The organism is Maribacter confluentis (genome assembly GCF_030505015.1).
In the GTDB taxonomy this organism is placed as follows: domain Bacteria; phylum Bacteroidota; class Bacteroidia; order Flavobacteriales; family Flavobacteriaceae; genus Maribacter; species Maribacter sedimenticola.
In genome coordinates this window covers 470,234-490,093 of sequence record NZ_JAUKUC010000001.1, presented here as the reverse complement: position 1 = coordinate 490,093, position 19,860 = coordinate 470,234, and the positions used below count along the sequence as shown (strand labels likewise).

General features: G+C 38.4%; 14 protein-coding genes. 5 read left to right on the top strand and 9 right to left on the bottom strand.

The features are described from left to right. Positions 1 to 63: 63 nt before the first annotated feature. The 9 genes from Q2T41_RS02305 to Q2T41_RS02265 all read right to left on the bottom strand — a co-directional run bounded on the left by Q2T41_RS02305 (position 64) and on the right by Q2T41_RS02265 (position 9,502). Complete coding sequence (locus Q2T41_RS02305; RefSeq protein ID WP_304434761.1) at positions 64 to 552, bottom strand: GTP-binding protein; 489 nt, start codon at positions 550 to 552, stop codon at positions 64 to 66. 18 nt (positions 553 to 570) lie between these two features. After that, entirely contained in the window at positions 571 to 1,281 is a 711-nt protein-coding gene (locus Q2T41_RS02300) for a sulfite exporter TauE/SafE family protein (protein WP_304434760.1), read from the bottom strand. Positions 1,282 to 1,287: 6 nt separating this feature from the next. Next, a complete protein-coding gene (locus Q2T41_RS02295; RefSeq protein WP_304434759.1) occupies positions 1,288 to 1,734 on the bottom strand; it encodes a FixH family protein in 447 nt (148 codons plus the stop codon). 15 nt (positions 1,735 to 1,749) lie between these two features. Further along, positions 1,750 to 3,168: a cytochrome c oxidase accessory protein CcoG gene (ccoG, locus tag Q2T41_RS02290; RefSeq protein ID WP_304434758.1), complete on the bottom strand. Its 1,419-nt coding sequence runs from the start codon at positions 3,166 to 3,168 to the stop codon at positions 1,750 to 1,752. Positions 3,169 to 3,213: 45 nt separating this feature from the next. After that, positions 3,214 to 4,170 (bottom strand): cbb3-type cytochrome c oxidase N-terminal domain-containing protein, encoded by a 957-nt coding sequence (locus tag Q2T41_RS02285; RefSeq protein WP_304434757.1) that lies wholly within the window; start codon positions 4,168 to 4,170, stop codon positions 3,214 to 3,216. Next, positions 4,167 to 4,358 (bottom strand): CcoQ/FixQ family Cbb3-type cytochrome c oxidase assembly chaperone, encoded by a 192-nt coding sequence (locus Q2T41_RS02280; protein WP_089259983.1) that lies wholly within the window; start codon positions 4,356 to 4,358, stop codon positions 4,167 to 4,169. The genes Q2T41_RS02285 and Q2T41_RS02280 overlap by 4 nt, the downstream gene beginning before the upstream one ends. Positions 4,359 to 4,363: 5 nt before the next feature. Continuing rightward, a complete protein-coding gene (gene ccoN, locus Q2T41_RS02275; protein ID WP_304434756.1) occupies positions 4,364 to 6,568 on the bottom strand; it encodes a cytochrome-c oxidase, cbb3-type subunit I in 2,205 nt (734 codons plus the stop codon). A 125-nt stretch (positions 6,569 to 6,693) separates the two neighbouring features. Beyond that, positions 6,694 to 6,855, bottom strand: a complete 162-nt coding sequence (gene ccoS, locus Q2T41_RS02270; RefSeq protein ID WP_144800875.1) for a cbb3-type cytochrome oxidase assembly protein CcoS — start codon at positions 6,853 to 6,855, stop codon at positions 6,694 to 6,696. A gap of 250 nt (positions 6,856 to 7,105) precedes the next feature. Continuing rightward, complete coding sequence (locus tag Q2T41_RS02265; protein ID WP_304434755.1) at positions 7,106 to 9,502, bottom strand: heavy metal translocating P-type ATPase; 2,397 nt, start codon at positions 9,500 to 9,502, stop codon at positions 7,106 to 7,108. Between the two features lie 292 nt (positions 9,503 to 9,794). Here Q2T41_RS02265 and rpiA point away from each other — a divergent pair, with 292 nt between their 5' ends. From rpiA to lacZ, 5 genes are all read left to right on the top strand, one after another. After that, positions 9,795 to 10,472, top strand: a complete 678-nt coding sequence (gene rpiA / locus Q2T41_RS02260; protein ID WP_304434754.1) for a ribose-5-phosphate isomerase RpiA — start codon at positions 9,795 to 9,797, stop codon at positions 10,470 to 10,472. Positions 10,473 to 10,943: 471 nt separating this feature from the next. Beyond that, positions 10,944 to 12,974 (top strand): transketolase family protein, encoded by a 2,031-nt coding sequence (locus tag Q2T41_RS02255; RefSeq protein WP_304434753.1) that lies wholly within the window; start codon positions 10,944 to 10,946, stop codon positions 12,972 to 12,974. A 25-nt stretch (positions 12,975 to 12,999) separates the two neighbouring features. Further along, positions 13,000 to 13,653, top strand: coding sequence for a fructose-6-phosphate aldolase (fsa, locus tag Q2T41_RS02250; RefSeq protein WP_089259989.1), 654 nt, complete (start codon positions 13,000 to 13,002; stop codon positions 13,651 to 13,653). Between the two features lie 1,214 nt (positions 13,654 to 14,867). After that, the gene (locus Q2T41_RS02245) at positions 14,868 to 16,430 is read left to right on the top strand and encodes an arylsulfatase (RefSeq protein ID WP_304434752.1); all 1,563 of its coding nucleotides are present in this window, start codon (positions 14,868 to 14,870) and stop codon (positions 16,428 to 16,430) included. Positions 16,431 to 16,655: 225 nt separating this feature from the next. Beyond that, positions 16,656 to 19,844, top strand: coding sequence for a beta-galactosidase, LacZ type (gene lacZ / locus Q2T41_RS02240; RefSeq protein ID WP_304434751.1), 3,189 nt, complete (start codon positions 16,656 to 16,658; stop codon positions 19,842 to 19,844). Positions 19,845 to 19,860 lie beyond the last annotated feature (16 nt).

The window sequence follows — 19,860 nt, the reverse complement described above, 5'->3', positions numbered from 1 at the left end:
AGTTTGGTTATTAGACTATTGAACAAGAATCAAATATACTAAAGTGAGTTAAAGATTTTAAATTCATTCTGTAAGAACATTCATCATAAAATTATATAATTGTAACATTTGTGGTTTTCCCTTTTTTTTTCCTGCCCTGCCAAGGAAATAAAGTACCGTCCATAAAAGTATAAGTATGACCATTCCTCCTAATTGTATATGGTAGTTTTTGCCAAGAGAAGCACTTGAATAGGCCCATATCCCCACCACAATAAATAGTATGGCAATGACAAAATGGATGAACATAAAAAAGGTCCATAAAGTAGGGTTGGGGCCAAAAACTCCATATAGTTTACAAGTATTATCCTCATCTACAATTTCTAAATGCAATTGTGGCGACCAAAAGTGATTGTTGAGGTTATTGAATTTTATAAAGACATGTTCATCCAATCGCTTAATGACAAAAGGGTGGTCCATAGCATGTTGAAAATGGGTCAATATGGTTTCCTTATCCTGTACCAATGTAAGCTGAAACCTTGGCCTAAGTACAATATCATTTGGTGAAAGTTTCATGGTTTGGAATATTGGAAATTAGTTATGACATTCTATGGAGTTGCTAACCATATCCGTAGCAGGAGCGGGAGCGGGAGAGATATATGGAATACCCAAGCCTAAACCCCTTAGTATAAATAGAATACCAATGGCAATTACAAATACAGGTATGGTCTTCTGAATTTTCTGTATTATACCGCCCTTTAACAGACTGCTAAAATAAATTGCGGTAGTCATTAGTGGTATGGTACCTATGCCAAATAGGAGCATATATAGTCCGCCTTGTATTGAACTACCCATTGCAATAGAAGCAAAAAGGGCCATATAAACCAGACCGCAAGGTAGAAATCCATTTAGGAATCCTATGGTCAAGAAGGTATCGGGAGATTTTTTTTGGAGCTCTTTGCCCAATCTATTCTTTACCTTGGATACCAATTTAAAAATAGGTTTGGAAAAATTATACTTGTTGAAAGTTTGATACGGGATCAAAACAATCAGGATCATTATAATACCAATAGCAATAGAAAGTTTCTGTTGTATACCAAAGATGGAAAGCCCTTTACCCAATAATCCGAATACAAGACCTATGATACCGTATGCCAATAAACGTCCTATATGATAGATGAATATCTGTCCAAATTTTTTATAAGGGTTTGTCCTATCTACCGGAAGCATAAAGGCAATGGGTCCGCACATTCCTACGCAGTGCAAACTTCCCATAAATCCTAATATGAGGGCAGATAGTACCATTTTTTATTAATGGGTTATACTTTTTTTAAACAAGAAATTCTTTCCTTGATAGCTCCATGCTATTCTAATGTCCCAACGACCATCCAACAAGCGTTCATTAGGTATGAGGAATTTTGAGTTTGTCAAGGCAATGGGTAAGTCAAAATCCAAGTGCTTATTAGATGGTCTATAAAGGGACACATTTCCTGATACCGCAGATACGTCATAATGGTTTGGGAAAACGATCAAAAGACCTTCCTTTACATTCGTTACCTGTAGCGGTTCTATTTCGTCCTTTGCTTTTTGTTCCGCATCTATTTCTTTTTGATAGCCTAACTCTGCCTTATAATAGTCCTCGGTAACCAAATCATGGTTGGCATCATGGCTTGTGGTCATTTTGACAACGAAGAACATGATAAAACTTATGAAACCTATTATGGCTATAACAATACCGGTACCCCAATTAATTTTCATGGTGATTTTATTTTGCTATTTATAACTGCGTGGTGCCAAAAAGCGCGCCGTGGTGGTCTCTATTAATTTATCCTTACTGTAAACTCCTATCTTAAGGTTGTTCTTATCCCCGCTTAATACAGCTGCATTTATCTCTATAAACAACGTACCTTCTGCCAAGGCCTCTGGTTTTACGTCAAAATTTTCATGGCGTACCAGTTTAATTTCACCTTTTGGGGATATTAATTTAAATTGAACGTCCTCAACCGTTTTAGTGGTTTTGTTCAGCAATTTGTAGGTATACACATTACTGATGATGTTTCCCTCTTTATGTTCGTACAGTTGCCCTGGTAGCCTTAGGATATTTGCTTCAAGGTCGTTTCTCAGGAACATCATACCTATTAGTACCCCTGTCAATATAATCAATACGGCGGTATACCCTTTTAAACGGGGCGTAAACTTAAATTTCTCTTTTTTGGTAATTTCATCTTCACTGGCATAACGGATCAAACCTTTTGGTAGGTTTACTTTTTCCATGATGGTATCGCATTCATCAATACATGCCGTACAATTAACACATTCCAACTGAGTTCCGTTTCTGATATCTATTCCCGTTGGACAAACGTTTACACATTGAAAACAGTCTATGCAATCACCATGGCCAAGTGCTTCACGGTCTTCGTTCTTACGCCATTTTTTTCTTCCATTTTCGGCCTCACCACGTTTGTGGTCATAGGCAACAACAATTGATTTGTTGTCCAATAGTACTCCTTGCATACGGCCATAAGGACAGGCAATGATGCAAACTTGTTCCCTAAACCAAGCAAAGACAAAATAAAACACGGCCGTGAAAATCAACAAAGAGATCATTGTACTTATATGCTGTGCCGGTCCGTCCGTAATGTATTGTATCAAGCGGTCACTACCAATCAGATAAGCAAGAAACACATTCGCAATAATAAAGGAAATGATAAAAAAGATGCTCCATTTAAGCACTCTTTTTCTAATTTTTTCAGCGTTCCATTCCTGTCTGTCCAATCGCATTTGGGCACCACGGTCACCGTCTATCCAATATTCAATTCTACGAAAGACCATTTCCATAAATATGGTCTGTGGACACATCCATCCACAAAAAATACGGCCAAATGCAACGGTAAACAATGCAATGAAGACCACCCCAATTATCATGGAAATTACAAATAGGTGAAAATCTTGAGGATAAAATGGAAAACCAAAAATATTAAAACGTCTTTCCAGGACATTGAACATTAAAAATTGGTTGCCGTTAATTTTGATAAAAGGGGACAAGATCAAGAATGCAAGGAGTCCATAGCTAACATATTTACGGTACTGGTAAAACTTGCCACTGGGTTTTTTTGGAAATACCCAAGCCCGTTTACCATCTTCCTTTATGGTGCCTATAGAATCCCTGAAATGATCTTGATCTTGCGACATACTATTTTCTTTACTGCATTTGGGAGGTACGGCCCTCCATCAATATTAGTTCATAGTAACCGATGCCGAGTCTATTGCGATTTCAGGTACATCAGTTTCTACCGGAGCTTCCTGGGCCGGAGCATTGGGATCTGCCCATATATCTCCTTCCGGCGCTTTAGGGTTTGCAGGTGTAGTGCCTTGAAAACTCAGTACATAACTTGCAACCTGGGCTATCTCTGCTGGTTTTAGATTCTGTTTCCAAGCGATCATACCCTTACCATCACGACCACCTTCGGAAATGGTGTTGAACACATTTTTAATGCCTCCGCCAAGAATCCAATTCTGATCGGTCAGGTTAGGACCTATACCACCGCCACCATCTGCCATATGGCAGGCCACGCAATTACTTTCAAATATGCCTTTACCGGCATTAAGGTCGCCGGCATCGGTCAATAGTTCTACCGTGCTGGCATCTACAAGGCCTTTAGCCGTTTTTTTGTATTCTTCAATTTCCAATTGGGCTGCTGCAACTTCTTGCTCGTATTCCAATTTTTGGTCGTAATCGTTAAAGACATGAAAGCGCAATAAGTAAACTACACCAAATACTATTGATGCATAGAACAGGTATACCCACCAAGGTGGTAAGTTATTGTCCAGTTCTCGTATACCGTCATAATTATGGTCAAGTATAATTTCCTCTTCAGACTCTATAGGCTTGCTGCCCAACATTTTGGCATACATTTTTTTGCCCCATGTCCATTCCCATTTTTTATTTTTTTCTGCCAGATACCGTAGTTTGGCTTCTTCATCCAAGGTGTTGAACAATACGTTTTCTATAGCCTGAACAATAAATGCAATGGCCAATAGTAACAGTAAAATCAAGGCCATAAAGCCGATCATCATAGTAGGGTAGGTAATGAAAGCCGGTTTATCGCCACTTTCTATATAAATCTCCATAAGTACAACGACCATAAAAAAGGCCACTGTTATTCTAAACCACCAAGCTGTATTATTTTTCATAGGTCTTTATTTTGTTGGTTATCTTCTTCTAAGGGTAATTCGCTAACTTCTTTGATATATGATTTAGAGGCTGTTATAACCCACCAAAACAAGAGGGTGAAAAAAACAAAGAATATGAGCAATGATATCATGGGGTAGGTTGCTACGCCATCTATGGTTTCCATGTAACCTTTTACAAATTTGAACATGTTTTTTAGTTTTTGTTATCAGATAATAATTCGCCAGTTTCCTTAATTTTAATATCCGTACCCAATCGTTGTAGGTAGGCTATTAAGGATACAATTTCACGGTCTCTCATTTCTGTAAATTCCTCACCGTTTTCTGCCGCATATTTTTTATCGGCCTCATAGGTTCTTGCAAAGTCAGGATCACTATATAGGTTTTGTTCTATTTTTTCCGCTTGTGCATCCATCAAGGCATTGGCGTTTGCAATGTCTTCTTCTGTATAAGGAACACCAAGAGTAACCATAGCTTCCATTTTTGCTTGAATATCGCTTCTGTCATGCTTATTACGTACCAACCACGCATATGCAGGCATAATGGAGCCAGATGATGTACTTTGTGGGTCGTACATGTGGTTCAAGTGCCAGTTATCGGAATATTTACCACCAACCCTTAATAAATCTGGTCCTGTACGCTTACTTCCCCATAAGAAAGGGTGGTCATAAACAAATTCACCGGCTTTGGCATATTCGCCATAACGTTCAACCTCACTTCTAAAAGGACGAACCATTTGTGAATGGCAACTTACACAGCCCTCTCTAATATACAGGTCACGACCTTCCAATTCTAAGGGTGTATAAGGTTTTACACTAGTAATGGTCGGTATATTGGACTTCACCAATATGGTAGGTACAATCTGTATGATACCACCGATCAATATGGCAATGGTAGCCAAAATGGTCAATTGAATTGGTTTACGCTCTAACCAAGTATGGAATGTTTCACCGGCCGTTCTTCTTTTTGAAACCTTTGTAAGGGCAGCAGCTTCTGCCAATTCGTCTTCTATGACACTACCGGCTTTAATGGTTCGTACTACATTGTAAACCATTACGATTGCACCAACTATATAAAGACTGCCACCAATGGCACGCATCCAATACATAGGCATAATTTCGTTTACGGTTTCCAAGAAGTTTCCATACACCAAAGTGCCATCAGGATTAAAATCTTTCCACATCAAGGCTTGAGTAAAACCGGCAACATACATAGGTAGGGCATAAAGTATAATACCAAGTGTACCGATCCAGAAGTGGAAGTTGGCCAATGGGGTAGAGAATAATTTCTTCTTGGTCATTTTTGGAACCAACCAATAGATCATACCAAAGGTCAAGAAACCGTTCCAAGCCAAGGCACCTACATGAACGTGGGCAATAATCCAATCGCTGAAGTGGGCAATGGCATTTACATTTTTAAGGGATAGCATAGGACCTTCAAAAGTGGCCATACCATAACCGGTAATCGCGACAACCATAAACTTTAGGACCGGATCGGTACGCACTTTGTCCCAAGCACCACGTAAGGTTAACAATCCGTTGATCATACCGCCCCATGATGGAGCCAAAAGCATGACTGAAAAAGCTACTCCTAGGTTTTGGGCCCAATCTGGTAGAGCGGAATATAATAAGTGGTGAGGACCGGCCCAGATATAAATAAAAATCAATGACCAGAAATGTACAATGGACAGTCTGTATGAATACACCGGTCTGTTCGCAGCTTTGGGAACAAAATAGTACATAAGCCCTAAAAAGGGAGTAGTAAGGAAAAATGCCACGGCATTATGCCCATACCACCATTGTACCAAAGCATCTTGTACCCCAGCGTATACGGAATAACTTTTTAGTGCCGTTACAGGTAATTCTAAACTATTGAAAATATGTAGTACCGCTACAGTAACAAATGTTGCCAAGTAAAACCATATGGCCACATACAGGTGGCGCTGTCTTCTTTTGATCATGGTGCCTATAAGGTTAATACCAAAAGCCACCCATACCAATGCAATGGCTATATCTATGGGCCATTCCAGCTCTGCATATTCCTTAGAACTAGTATAACCCAACGGAAGGGTAATAGCGGCGGCTACAATGATCAATTGCCATCCCCAGAAATTAAATTTGCTGAGAAAATCACTGTACATACGGGCTTTTAACAATCGTTGTGTAGAGTAGTAGACTCCTGCGTAAATGGCATTCCCTACAAATGCAAAGATTACCGCGTTGGTATGCAACGGGCGTAAACGACCAAAACTTAACCATGATATACCGTCGGTTAAATTTGGAAACATGAACATGAAGGCCAATAATAAGCCTACAGACATACCCACAATACCCCAGAACATGGTTGCATAAAGGAAATTTTTCACGATTTTGTTATCGTAATAAAACTGCTGTACTTCCATAATTATACTTGTTTATTTAGTTGGATTTTATTTTTATTGAATGGAGAGCAGAGAGAAAAGAAATTAGAGAACAGACTCTTTTTAATTTGCAAATGTCCTACACGTTTAATCATTTACTCTTTACTTTACTTTTTTTTAGGTTTAACCAGTTCGTCCTCAAAAAGCATGCGAACAGAAGGGGTGTAAGAGTCATCATATTGGCCTTGCCTGACCGAAATGATAAAAGCGATAAAAAAGATGATTGCCACTACCAGGCTAATCGTCAATAACACATAAATTACACTCATACCTAATTGAATTATGCTGTAAAATTAGGAGTGGAAAAGCCCTTAGAAAATGACATTTGTCATACTTTATTATTTTCCGAGTACAACCGTATTTTCGGGTTTTAAAAATGTAAATAACGTGTTGTTATATTGCTTTAAATCAATAATTTAGGGTAATGTGATAATTCCGATGAGTTAAAAACTAAAGGAGTGAAGAATTGATTTTTTATTAAAAATAAATTGAATACCCCAATTGGGTTAGTGTTCAATTTTAAGAAAGTTTTCTTCCTAAAAGATTGGTCATTATCGTCGTAAACACAACTATACTTATAGAGCTAAGCGGCATTAAGATTGCTGCAATAACTGGCTCTAATTGCCCGGTGACGGCAAAGTAGAGGCCTATACAATTATAGAGCAAGGATAGAACAAAACTCATTTTAATTATTTGTATTGACTTTCTGGATGCTAGGATATATTGATATAACTGTTGAAATTTGGAAGCATCTAAAATTGCATCACATGCGGGGGAGAATACATTGATGTTTTCTGATATGGCAATGCCTACATTACTTTGGGCTAGGGCACCGGCATCATTTAGTCCATCACCAACCATCAACACTTTTTTTCCTTGATCCTGTAAAGTTTTGATGAAATTAAGTTTTGTTTCCGGTTTTTGGTTAAAATACAACGGGGTCAATTTAGGAAGTAGTGCCTCTAGGCGTTCTTTTTCACCCTCATTATCACCTGATAGGATTGCTAAATTCAATGTTTCTGACATATTCTTGAAAACGGAGGACAACCCTTCGCGATACTGATTATGAAAAACGTAGCGCCCTTTATACGCATTGTTGGAGCTGATATAAATTGAGGTATCCATTAAATTTTCAGTAGTAAACTTACCCACAAAATTTGCTGAACCAATTTTCATTTTAATATCGTCTTTTGAGCCCTTTAGCCCATTGCCAATATGTTCCTCGTATTCATCTAATGTTATGATATCCTGTTCTTTAAGAAGATCATATAAAGATCTGCTTAAAGGATGGTTAGAGGCCCTAATGGTATTTTTCAATATAGATTCCTCATCAGGTGTTAAAGGCATACCCTCATAGTGCGCCGTACTTTTTTGTGTGGTCGTAATCGTCCCTGTTTTATCAAATATTGCAGTATCTATCTTGGCCAATTGTTCAATGGTCTGCGTATTTTTAATGTAGAACTTTTTCTTCCCAAAAATACGGAGCATGTTGCCAAGTGTAAAAGGAGAGGCCAATGCTATTGCGCAAGGACATGCAATGATCAATACCGCGGTAAATACGTTCAAGGCTTTACCGGGGTCATAAAAAAGCCAGAATGCCGTGGCTAAAAAAGCAATGGATAGTACCCCAACGGTAAACCGTTTACCAATACTGTCCGTAAGGTTTTGGAATGCGGTAGCCTTATCCGTTTTAAAGACTGCATTGCCCCATAGCTGGGTTAAATAGCTTTGGGAAACGGATTTGGAGGCAATCATTTCTATGACCCCGCTCAATTGTTTTCCGCCTGCAAAAATTTGTTCTCCAATTTTTTTTGATACCGGTTCTGACTCTCCTGAAACAAAACTGTAATCTATTTGCGCATTGCCATAGGTAAGCTTGCCGTCTACCGGAACCATTTCTTCATTTCTGATCAAGATTCTATCACCTTTGGCAATTTCCTGTACGGGTACCGTTTCTTCCTTTCCATTAGGGGTTAGGCGAGTTATGGCTATGGGAAAATAAGATTTGTAATCTCGCTCAAAGGACAAAAAGCTATAGGTACGCTGTTGAAAGAATTTACCAAGTAGGAGAAAGAATACCAACCCGGTAAGCGAGTCAAAAAATCCGCTGCCAAGGTTAAAGATTATATCAAACGTGCTTCTAAGAAAAAGAACTACGATGCCAAGGGCAATGGGTACATCAATATTTAAGATTTTGGCACGTAAGCCTTTAAAGGCGGATACAAAATAATCACTTGCGGCATAGAAAACCACAGGTAACGAGAAAACAAACATGAGCCAACGGAAAACATCTTGATATTTGTTCAGCCAGTATTCTCCCCCAGAAGCGGCGCTAGAGCCTAGGTCAAAATATTCCGGAAAGGATAGGAACATGACATTCCCAAATGCAAATCCGGCTACGCCCAGCTTATAGAGCAGACTTTTATCCGTTGTTTTTTTACTGCCCTCAAAATCCTCTAAGGATATGTAAGGTTCATAGCCAATTTTTGCCAATAGCAATACCAGTTCCTTTAAACTAATGCCTTCCTGCTTGTAGGTAACCCGAATAGTTTTTTGTGGAAAATCTACTTGAGAATTGGTTACCTGTGGGTTCAGCTTGTTTAAATTCTCCAATATCCAGATACAGGAGCTACAATGAATGGTAGGGATGTAAAGGTTTACGATCTGTACGGCGCCATCATTAAACTCCGTTAACCTAGATATGATTTCTTCGTTATCAAGGAAATCATATTTACCTTCTATAGCTTTAGGTGTTGTACCCGCAGCCTCCTGCAGGTCGTAATAGTATGAGAGATCGTTACTGCTAAAGATTTCATAGACCGTTTTACATCCTGCACAACAAAAAGGTTTTTCGTCAAATGTAATTAACGTACCCGTGCATGTATCCCCGCAATGAAAACAATTTGTAGTCTGCATAGTTATTGCTAAAACTTATATCAAAGATGAAAATGATGACATTGTAATACTATGACATTTGTCAGCTTTTAACTTCAGCCAATAAATAACCATCATAATTTGGATTTTATTGATAGTAATATTTCTAAATGTGTGGCCGAAAAAGATTACCGGATAAGGCTTTTGTTGAAATATGGCAAAGTTAGTTATGGGTATCACTAATTATTCGGCATTTGCAAAATATAGTTCAAACGCTTCGGTTTATTATAAATATCTTTAGCGCCAGAAATTAGTAACTAACAATAAACGAAAAGTGAGCGGGGTTAACGAAAAAAAAGTTGCTGCCTTGGAAGCGGTAAAATATGTAAAATCTGGAATGAAGGTAGGCTTGGGTACGGGTTCTACGGCCTTTTATATGATCCAGGCCATTGGCGAAATGGTCAAGAACGGACTTAATATAAAAGCAGTGGCAACATCCGTGGAGACCGAAAAATTGGCAAAAAGCCTAGGAATAGAAATAATTACGCTTGCTGAGGCAAAAAGGCTGGACATTACCATAGATGGTGCGGATGAAGTCAATGAAGAATTTCAATTGATTAAAGGCGGGGGAGGTGCATTGTTACGGGAAAAAATTGTGGCCCATAATACCGATTTAAATATTATCATAGCAGATTCGTCCAAGAGGGTATCAAGATTGGGAAAATTTAAATTGCCCATAGAGACCATACCGTTTGCTACCCAATTGATCATTAGTGAACTGGAGGCCATGAATTTGGAACCTATACAACGATTAAAGGGTGATCAAGTCTATAGGACAGATGAAAATAACGATATTATTGATGTAAATATTTGGAATTGTGATGAACCGTTATCAGATTTGGAGCAATGCTTAAAGGCTATACCGGGGATTGTAGAAACCGGCTTGTTTTTAACCACGACCAATGTGGTCATTGTTGCAGAAGGAGAAAAAGCGGTAAGTAGAAAAAGGTAGCTTGCTTGGAAGATAGCTTTAATGGTGTCGTTAGGAACAAGGATATAATCTTTGATTTTGGTCGTAAGTATTATTTGTAGGTGGGTAATACCTTCCGGTCCTAAATACAGAAAAAGAAAATTTTGTGACATTAATAAAGGTGAAATTGGACCCTAACGCGGCTGGAAATAATTAGCAAAGGAATATTGGTATTGTTAAGGTTACTAGTGAGTATATCTTTTTAAAGGTGTAATGGTCTTGTTTTTAGTAACTAAGAAAGGTTATAGGTTATTTTTTTTCCTTAATATATTTTCGAAAACCCTTTCGAAAGCGCTAATAATCCACACTATCGGTATAAAGGGGCTTATGACTTGAAAGCTATAGAATTATGTTGCTTCAAATATTTTAATTAGCGCTTTAGATAAAGTATCTTTGGGTAGATTTTTAAGAAATCAAAAAAACACGAACCTTAAAAAATAATCTGATTAATAAATGAATAAGGAAATAGATCAATTAGCGGCAGATAATATTAGGGCATTGGCGGTTGCCATGGTTGAAAAGGCGAACTCCGGACACCCAGGCGGACCAATGGGCGGGGCAGATTATATGCATATTTTATATTCTGAGTTTTTTAACTACGATCCATCTGACATGCACTGGCCATTTCGTGACCGTTTTTTCATGGATGCTGGTCACCTATCCACGCTAATGTACGCCCAATATTATTTATTGGGTAATTATGCAAAGGATGATGTTGCCAATTTTAGACAATGGGGATCGGTAACACCGGGTCACCCAGAAGTAGATGTGGCAAGGGGTATTGAAAATACATCTGGTCCATTGGGCCAAGGTCATACAATGGGTGTTGGTGCGGCAATTGCGGCTAATTTTCTAAAAGCACGTTTTGGAAATTGGATGAACCATAAGGTTTACGGATTTATATCCGATGGTGGTGTACAGGAAGAAATATCACAGGGGGCAGGAAGGATTGCCGGTCATTTGGGATTGAGCAATTTTATTATGTTCTATGATTCCAACGATGTTCAGCTTTCCTCTAAAACAGATGAGGTTACTTCTGAGAATACCGCAATGAAGTATGAAGCATGGGGTTGGAAAGTTGTGACCATAGATGGTCATGATCATGAGCAAATTAGACAAGCGTTAAAAGATGCCAATGCTGAAACCGAAAAACCTACGTTGATCATTGGGGAGACCATTATGGGAAAAGGTTGTGTAACCGCAGATGGTACTTCATATGAGGGGTATACGGAACTACACGGTAAGCCAATTGGCGATACAGGGGCGGACTATGGGAAGACCTTGGTCAATTTAGGGGCAGATGTAGAAAATCCTTTTGATATTTATGCCCAGGTAGAGGAATATTATGAAGGCATCATCAATAGAAAGAAAGATGAGGCCCAAGCTAAAAAGAAGGAAATAGACGCATGGCGTGCACAAAACACCGAGCTCTCCGCTAAGCTAGATGGTTTCTTGGAAGGGAAGATGCCAGCATTGGATTTTTCTTCAATTCAGCAAAAAGAAGGTCAGGCAACAAGGGCGGCATCGTCCAATGTATTGGCGTACTTGGCGGAAAATGTAGAAAACATGATCGTTTCCTCCGCAGATTTGTCCAACAGTGATAAGACCGATGGATTCCTTAAGAAAACAAGCGTATTGCAGAAAGGTGATTTCTCCGGTGCATTCTTACAGGCCGGCGTTGCAGAATTGACAATGGCAACGATAGCAAACGGTATAGCCCTTCATGGTGGGGTAATCCCAGTGGTGGCAACGTTCTTTGTATTCTCTGATTATATGAAACCGGCCATTCGTTTAAGTGCCATTCAGGAATTACCGGTAAAGTTTGTTTGGACGCATGATGCCTTTAGGGTAGGTGAGGACGGTCCTACACATCAGCCAATAGAGCAAGAAGCCCAAATACGTTTGTTGGAAAAATTAAAGAACCATAGTCATGAGCAGAGTTTTGTTGCCTTGCGTCCTGCAGATTCTCAAGAAACGAACGTAGCTTGGAAAATGGCAATGGAAAACCAAAAGACACCCACGGGCCTAATCTTGTCCAGACAAGGTATCAAAGATGTTCCGGCAATGAACGGTACCCGTTTCGAGGCAGCTTTGGGAGCGGAAAAAGGAGGTTACCTGGTACAGGAAGTAGCTGACCCGGATGTTATTTTAATTGCCAATGGTTCTGAGGTTTCTACCTTGGTAGCGGCCACAAAATTATTGGAAGAAAAAGAGGGGTTGAAGGTGAATATTGCATCTATCCCATCAGAAGGTATATTTAGACAGCAGCCGCAGGCTTACCAAGAAAAGGTAATTCCGCCAAACAAACCGGTATTTGGTCTTACGGCAGGTTTGCCCGTAAACTTGGAAGGTCTGGCCGGACCAAATGGTAAGGTTTTTGGATTGGAGCATTTTGGATATTCTGCACCCGCAACGGTTCTTGATGAGAAATTTGGCTTTACCGGAGATCAGGTATATCAACAAGTAGTTGATTTTTTAAAGTAAATAACAATATTAAAATAAGATAAGGATGAAATTTTTTATAGATACAGCAAATTTAGACGAGATCAAGGAAGCTCAGGATATGGGTATTTTAGATGGTGTAACCACTAATCCTTCCTTGATGGCAAAAGAAGGCATTACCGGCGCGGAGAATATTTTGGCACATTACAAAAAAATATGTGATCTGGTTGACGGTGATGTAAGTGCAGAAGTAATTTCTACCGATTTTGAGGGTATGATCGAAGAAGGGGAGAAGCTGGTTAAGATCAGTCCACAGATCGTCATTAAAGTGCCAATGATTAAAGAAGGGGTTAAGGCAATTAAGTATTTTTCCGATAAGGGGTACAGAACAAACTGTACGTTGGTATTCTCCTCTGGCCAGGCATTATTGGCTGCAAAAGCAGGTGCAACCTACGTGTCGCCGTTTATTGGCCGTTTAGATGATATTTCTACGGATGGTTTAGGTTTAATAGCGGATATCCGTTTGATCTATGATAACTACGGTTTTGAAACAGAAATTTTAGCGGCTTCTGTACGTCACGTAATGCATATTATTGATTGTGCCAAAATAGGTGCGGATGTAATGACCGGTGGCTTAGGTGCCATTACTGGACTTTTAAAGCACCCATTGACTGATAGTGGTTTGGAGAAGTTCTTGGCCGATTATAAAAAAGGAAACTAATTGTAACCAATTAGTCTAATTGATATAAGAAGCATCACTTTAAAGTGATGCTTTTATTTTATTTTATATTAGTATGTATATAGGTGGCATATAATTATTTGTTATTAGGCTTATTACCATTATTTAGTTTGAAAAATATTAATTATGATTAAGCGCAATCTATCTTCCATTCTCATAATCATTGCAATGTTAATAAATGTTTTAAATTATAAATTTTCAAACAAAGTAAACTCTATAGATTTTGCCCTTTTCATTAGCGCAATTTTAATAATCATTGCTGGTATAATATTAATAGTCCGGAACGAAATAAAAAGCAAAAAATAATAAGAATTTTAAAGCCCATTTATATTTGAATAAATAGTGAATGGACTTTACTCAAAGGTAACATTTACTCTTATGGACTTCTCAGCTTAGTTTTCTTAATAGACGTTACTCGAATGGGTTTCAAAACGTGCTAATCTGCGTAAATAAAATGAAATCGTTCTTAAATCGATGAGCAATAGAAATTTATACTGCGCTAAAAACCTGTATTCAATTCTATGTAATGCAATTGGTGGTATTAAACCAATGCCAAATGTTGGCTAAGGTGATTATTCGTTAGGGCTATATATTTTATGATGTCCGCAAATTTTTTTAAATTTTATATTAGACGGAAAAAAATTGTTGAGTGTGGCGAAAAAGTAACGCTAGTTAACCCTGTTCTGTTCAGGGACTCAAACCGTCGTATTACATTGTAAAAAAGAATTTCTACTACGATTGATAATTTCTAGCCTAAATTATAGTCAATAAATTGAATGGGAAATGGAATTGAAAAAAGTAAAATTGTTGACATTCTAAAAATATATTATGACATAGAGTAAAAACTTCTGCTAACTATGTCTTAATGTAATATGATCTCCATTAATTCTTAATATTTAAGAATACCTACCAACTAGCAGTAAGTTTTTTAGGTTGCTACAATGACTTTTAAGGGTTTCAATTAATTGGTAGTGATAATAGTACGATATAAATCCCAAATTATCAGTAAGTAATTAGAAGTTAAAATTATCTGTGCGTTTATTCAGTAGATGCAAAATCATCCGGTTATATAGCACTGAATTCTTAAGATATAGGACAACGTTGAACATATGAATATGTAATGGTTGAGAACGCTATTCGCCCCTAAAGTTTTAGATATTTCAATATCTTTAAAGCTATCAATCAACCTATACCACATGAGAAATCTATTTCTAGGTCTTTTTATTGCTTTGTCTTTTTTGTCCTGTAATGAAGAAAAGAAGTCAGAAGCGCCTACAGAACAAAAACCGAACATCATTTACATATTAGCAGATGATTTGGGCTATGCTGAAATAGGTGTTTTTGGTCAGGAAAAGATAGAAACACCCCATATAGATGCCCTGGCAAAACAGGGTATGATTTTTACCCAGCATTATTCAAGTGCTCCGGTATGTGCACCGGCCAGATATATGTTTCTTACCGGTAAACATTCCGGTAAGGCCTTTATTCGTGGTAATGATGAGTGGAACGAGCGTGGTGATGTCTGGAATTACAAAGCAATGGCAATGGATTCTACGTTAGAGGGTCAGCGACCGGTACCTCAAGGAACAAAAACAATTGCTTCCTATTTAAAGGATGTTGGCTATAGAACGGCGTTGGTTGGTAAATGGGGTTTGGGAGCGCCACATACGCATTCCATACCCAACGAAATGGGGTTCCATTTTTTCTATGGATTCAATTGCCAACGTCAGGCACATACATACTACCCGTTACACCTATACAAGAACAGAAACCGTGTGCACTTGGCAAATGATACCGTTGCACCTAGTTCACCTTTTCCAAAAGGCTTGGATCCAATAAATCTTGAGAATTATAAGGACTACACTTTAACGGACTACGCACCGGACTTAATGTTCCAAGAACTTACCGGCTTTATTGATCAGAATAAGGACCATCCTTTTTTCCTGTATTGGGCAACTCCCATTCCGCATGTAGCATTACAGGCACCACAGCGTTGGGTAGATTATTATATAGAAAAATTCGGTGAAGAAGAACCCTACCTTTCAGGTAACGGTAATGGGTATTTTTCGCATCGCACACCACATGCCGCCTATGCCGCCATGGTTTCCTATTTTGATGAAAATGTGGGTAAGTTGGTTCAGCAATTGAAAGATGAGAATATTTATGAAAATACATTGATCGTTTTTACATCGGATAACGGACCAAGTTATGCAGGTGGAGCGGATCCCAAATATTTTGATAGTGCCAAACCATTTAAGGGTGGGTATGGTAGGGGCAAAGGATTTGTTTATGAAGGCGGTATTAGAGTGCCTACATTTTTTACTTGGCCAGGTAAAATTAATCCAGGTACTACTAGTGACCACGTATCTGCACATTATGATATGTTGGCCACTTTTGCAGATATTACAGATTTTGAAATTAAGCAAGAAACGAACGGTATAAGTTTATTGCCTACGCTGCTAGGTCAACAAAATCAAGAACAACATAATTTTTTGTATTGGGAGTTTCCGGAATACGGAGGCCAGATTGCCATTAGAATGGGCAAATGGAAGGTAGTACGCCAACATATAAAGGATGATATGCCGCCCACCTTAGAACTTTATGACCTAAATGTAGATGCATTGGAACAGCACAATATTGCATCTAAACATCCTGAAATACTACAAAGGGCGGACAGCATTTTCAAAATAGAGCATACCATGCCTACTACGGTACGTTTTCAAATTCCCTTATTGGAAAATGGATTGTTAAGTCAATAATTATTGGCTATTCATTTTATGAAAGGAAATGGCCCCGTTCACTTATTTTTTCCTTCTCGTTTACCAAGTTTAGTTGTATTTTGCAGGGATTCAAAATTGCCGAAAATTTATATTTTTAAGCTATAAAATATGAATATTGGTAATTGGCTAGGGCCAAAATGAGAAAACAATAGTATTAAATCCAATTTTCCGTTGTACGGAAGCATACAGTAGAACACGCATAATATGAAAAGCAGCTTAAAATTTTACGCATTCACTTTTTTGTTAATTTCAGTTTTTGGTCAGGCCCAGGCTCCAAAATGGGAGAACCCTGAGTGGGAGAATCCGGAAATATTTCAAATAAACCGTTTAGACCCTACTGCTTCTTTTTATAGGTATGCAGATATAGAAAATGCCTTGGCCAATGAAAGCTGGGAGAATTCCCCATTGTATCAATCCTTGAACGGAGAATGGGATTTTAAATATGTGGCTAGTGTTCCGGAAAGGCCTGTAACTTTTTTTCAAAATGACTTTGATACTTCTGGATGGGACAAGATAAAGGTGCCTTCCAATTGGGAATTGCAAGGGCATGGTATACCTATCTATACCAATATAGAATACGTCTTTCCAAAGAATCCACCGTTCATACCACATGATCAAAATCCTGTTGGTAGCTATAAACGTAATTTTAAGATTTCAAAGGATTGGGACGGTAAGCAAGTGTATTTGCATTTTGGCGGCGTTAGCGGGGCAATGTACGTATATCTTAATGGTACAATGATAGGCTATAGCGAAGGCAGTAAAACACCTGCGGAATTCAATATTACGGATTATTTGACAGAAGGTGACAATACTTTGGCTGTACAGGTGTTGCGTTGGTCTGATGCCAGTTATATGGAAGACCAAGATTTTTGGCGATTAAGCGGTATTGACAGAGATGTGTATCTATATGCCACAAATGACGCAACTTTATATGATTACAGGGTAATTGCAGATTTAGATGATACTTATACTAACGGAAAATTAAGTTTGAATCTAGAGTATAGTAACACTGGTAAAAATGCCAAAGGATACGAGGTAGATTTAGCCCTATTAGATGGTGAAAAAGAGGTGTATGCTACTAGTCAAAAAATAGATTTACCAAAAGGACGTACCGAAATCCAATTTGAAAAGGAATTACCTAATATAAAGACTTGGAATGCTGAACAACCCAATCTCCATACCTTATTGTTTACCCTAAAAGATAAAAAAGGAAATGTTATTGAGGCCATTAGTTCTAAAATAGGTTTCAGAAAAATAGAGATTAAGAACAACCAGTTCTTGGTGAACGGCCAACCAGTAATGGTCAAAGGGGTAAACCTTCACGATCATGATGAGGTTACGGGGCATGTAATCGGTAAAGAAATTACTTTAAAGGATATGGAGGTGATGAAACGCAGTAACATAAATGCCATTAGGTGCAGCCATTACCCAAAAAATGAATTCTTTTATAGAATGGCGGACAAATACGGTTTTTATGTGGTGGACGAGGCCAATATAGAAATACACGGTATGGGTACTACCAATCAAGGATTGGACAATAATGAGGAGGCAAAAAAAATACATCCGGGTTATTTGCCGCAATGGAAAGCAATGCATTTGGACAGGACCATTAGGATGTATGAAAGGGATAAAAATTATACCTCTATCGTAACATGGTCTTTAGGCAATGAAGCGGGTAACGGTAAAAATCTTGAAGCTACGTATGCATGGTTAAAGTCTAAAGATGAGACTAGGCCAGTGCAGTATGAGGGTGCCACTAATTATGCAAATTCAGATATACAGGCACCCATGTATGCTACCATAGAACAAACTATTGCATATGCGGAAAACAATCCACAACGCCCTTTGATTCAGTGTGAGTATGCCCATGCCATGGGTAATAGTGTAGGCAATCTTCAAGATTACTGGGATGTGATAGAAAAATATGATGTTCTTCAAGGAGGATTCATTTGGGATTGGGTAGACCAAGGTTTAAAGGCGGTAAATGAGAACGGTGAGGAGTTTTATGCCTTTGGTGGCGATTTAGGCGGTGCCGAAATACAGAACGATAATAATTTCTGTTTAAATGGCTTGGTAGATCCGGATCGCTCTGCACACCCATCCTTATATGAGGTGAAAAAGGTTTACCAGTATGTAAAGTTCAATTCTGACGATCCTAAATCCGGTGTAATTTCATTGAAGAATATGTATGATTTCACCAATTTATCGGCATATAATTTTTCATGGAGGCTATTGAAGAACGGTGAACAGATCGCCAATGGTAAAATAGCGGATGTCAATGTTGCCCCTTATGCCACTCAAGACGTACAAATAGCATTACCGGAGCTCAAGGAAGAAGATGCCGAGTATTTATTAAATGTCTATATGACCACTAAAAAGGCAGATGCCTTGATACCGGAACATTTTTTACTGGCGTATGAGCAATTTCAACTTACGGATTATACGCCCACTATTTTTGAAGAAGATATAGACGGACTTGAAGTTACCAAAGAGGATAAGATTATTACCGTAACGGGAAATGGCTTTAAAATTGGTTTTGACAGTGCCAATGGTATGTTGGTAAATATAGATTATGGGCAGGGAAATTTACTGCAAAAAGGTCCGAGCGTAAATTTCTGGAGGGCGCCAACGGATAATGATTATGGCTATAATATGCCCAAGCGCCTAAAAGTTTGGAAAGAGGCTACGGAAACTCAAAGTTTAGTCAGTTTAGAGGTGAATTCCAATGAAGGAAAAAAGAGTATCGATGCCGTAAAACTGACCAAGAATCCATTTAAGATTCGGAAAGATTTTAAATTGTCCGCAAAATATGGGTTACCCTCCGTAAAAGGGCAGGTGAACGTAACCTATACCATAAATAACAAAGGGCAAATATTGGTACGTACTGCATTGGATGGCATTGATAATAATCTGCCAATATTGCCAAGATTCGGAAATAATTTGATCATTGATAAAAGTTATGACAATGTAACGTGGTATGGCCGTGGAGAACATGAAAATTACCAGGATCGTAAAACTTCCGCGTTGGTAGGGGTATATGAATCTAAAGTATCAGATCTGTACTATGAATATATCCGACCTCAAGAAAATGGGTATAGAACGGATATTAGGACAGTATCCTTTACCAATGATGCCGGACAGGGGATTACCGTAAGCGCTCCTCAACTCTTTGGATTTAGTGCGCATCACCAGTTAAATTCAGATTTTGATGAGGGCGATGAAAAAAGACAGCAACATACTTATGATATTCCTAACAGAGACTTGATAAATATCAACATAGACCATAGTCAGATGGGAGTAGGCGGGGATAATAGTTGGGGATTGTTGCCACATGACGAGTATCAGATAAAACCGAAAAATTTATCATTTTCTTATATAATCGGTCCTAAGTAAACCAGTAAAAAACTAG

Bases quoted from the DNA above. Each gene is read 5' to 3' on its own strand.
- Q2T41_RS02305 (WP_304434761.1), bottom strand. From the start codon at position 552: ATGAAACTTTCACCAAATGATATTGTACTTAGGCCAAGGTTTCAGCTT.
- Q2T41_RS02300 (WP_304434760.1), bottom strand. From the start codon at position 1,281: ATGGTACTATCTGCCCTCATATTAGGATTTATGGGAAGTTTGCACTGC.
- Q2T41_RS02295 (WP_304434759.1), bottom strand. From the start codon at position 1,734: ATGAAAATTAATTGGGGTACCGGTATTGTTATAGCCATAATAGGTTTC.
- ccoG (WP_304434758.1), bottom strand. From the start codon at position 3,168: ATGTCGCAAGATCAAGATCATTTCAGGGATTCTATAGGCACCATAAAG.
- Q2T41_RS02285 (WP_304434757.1), bottom strand. From the start codon at position 4,170: ATGAAAAATAATACAGCTTGGTGGTTTAGAATAACAGTGGCCTTTTTT.
- Q2T41_RS02280 (WP_089259983.1), bottom strand. From the start codon at position 4,358: ATGTTCAAATTTGTAAAAGGTTACATGGAAACCATAGATGGCGTAGCA.
- ccoN (WP_304434756.1), bottom strand. From the start codon at position 6,568: ATGGAAGTACAGCAGTTTTATTACGATAACAAAATCGTGAAAAATTTC.
- ccoS (WP_144800875.1), bottom strand. From the start codon at position 6,855: ATGAGTGTAATTTATGTGTTATTGACGATTAGCCTGGTAGTGGCAATC.
- Q2T41_RS02265 (WP_304434755.1), bottom strand. From the start codon at position 9,502: ATGCAGACTACAAATTGTTTTCATTGCGGGGATACATGCACGGGTACG.
- Q2T41_RS02255 (WP_304434753.1), top strand. From the start codon at position 10,944: ATGAATAAGGAAATAGATCAATTAGCGGCAGATAATATTAGGGCATTG.
- fsa (WP_089259989.1), top strand. From the start codon at position 13,000: ATGAAATTTTTTATAGATACAGCAAATTTAGACGAGATCAAGGAAGCT.
- Q2T41_RS02245 (WP_304434752.1), top strand. From the start codon at position 14,868: ATGAGAAATCTATTTCTAGGTCTTTTTATTGCTTTGTCTTTTTTGTCC.
- lacZ (WP_304434751.1), top strand. From the start codon at position 16,656: ATGAAAAGCAGCTTAAAATTTTACGCATTCACTTTTTTGTTAATTTCA.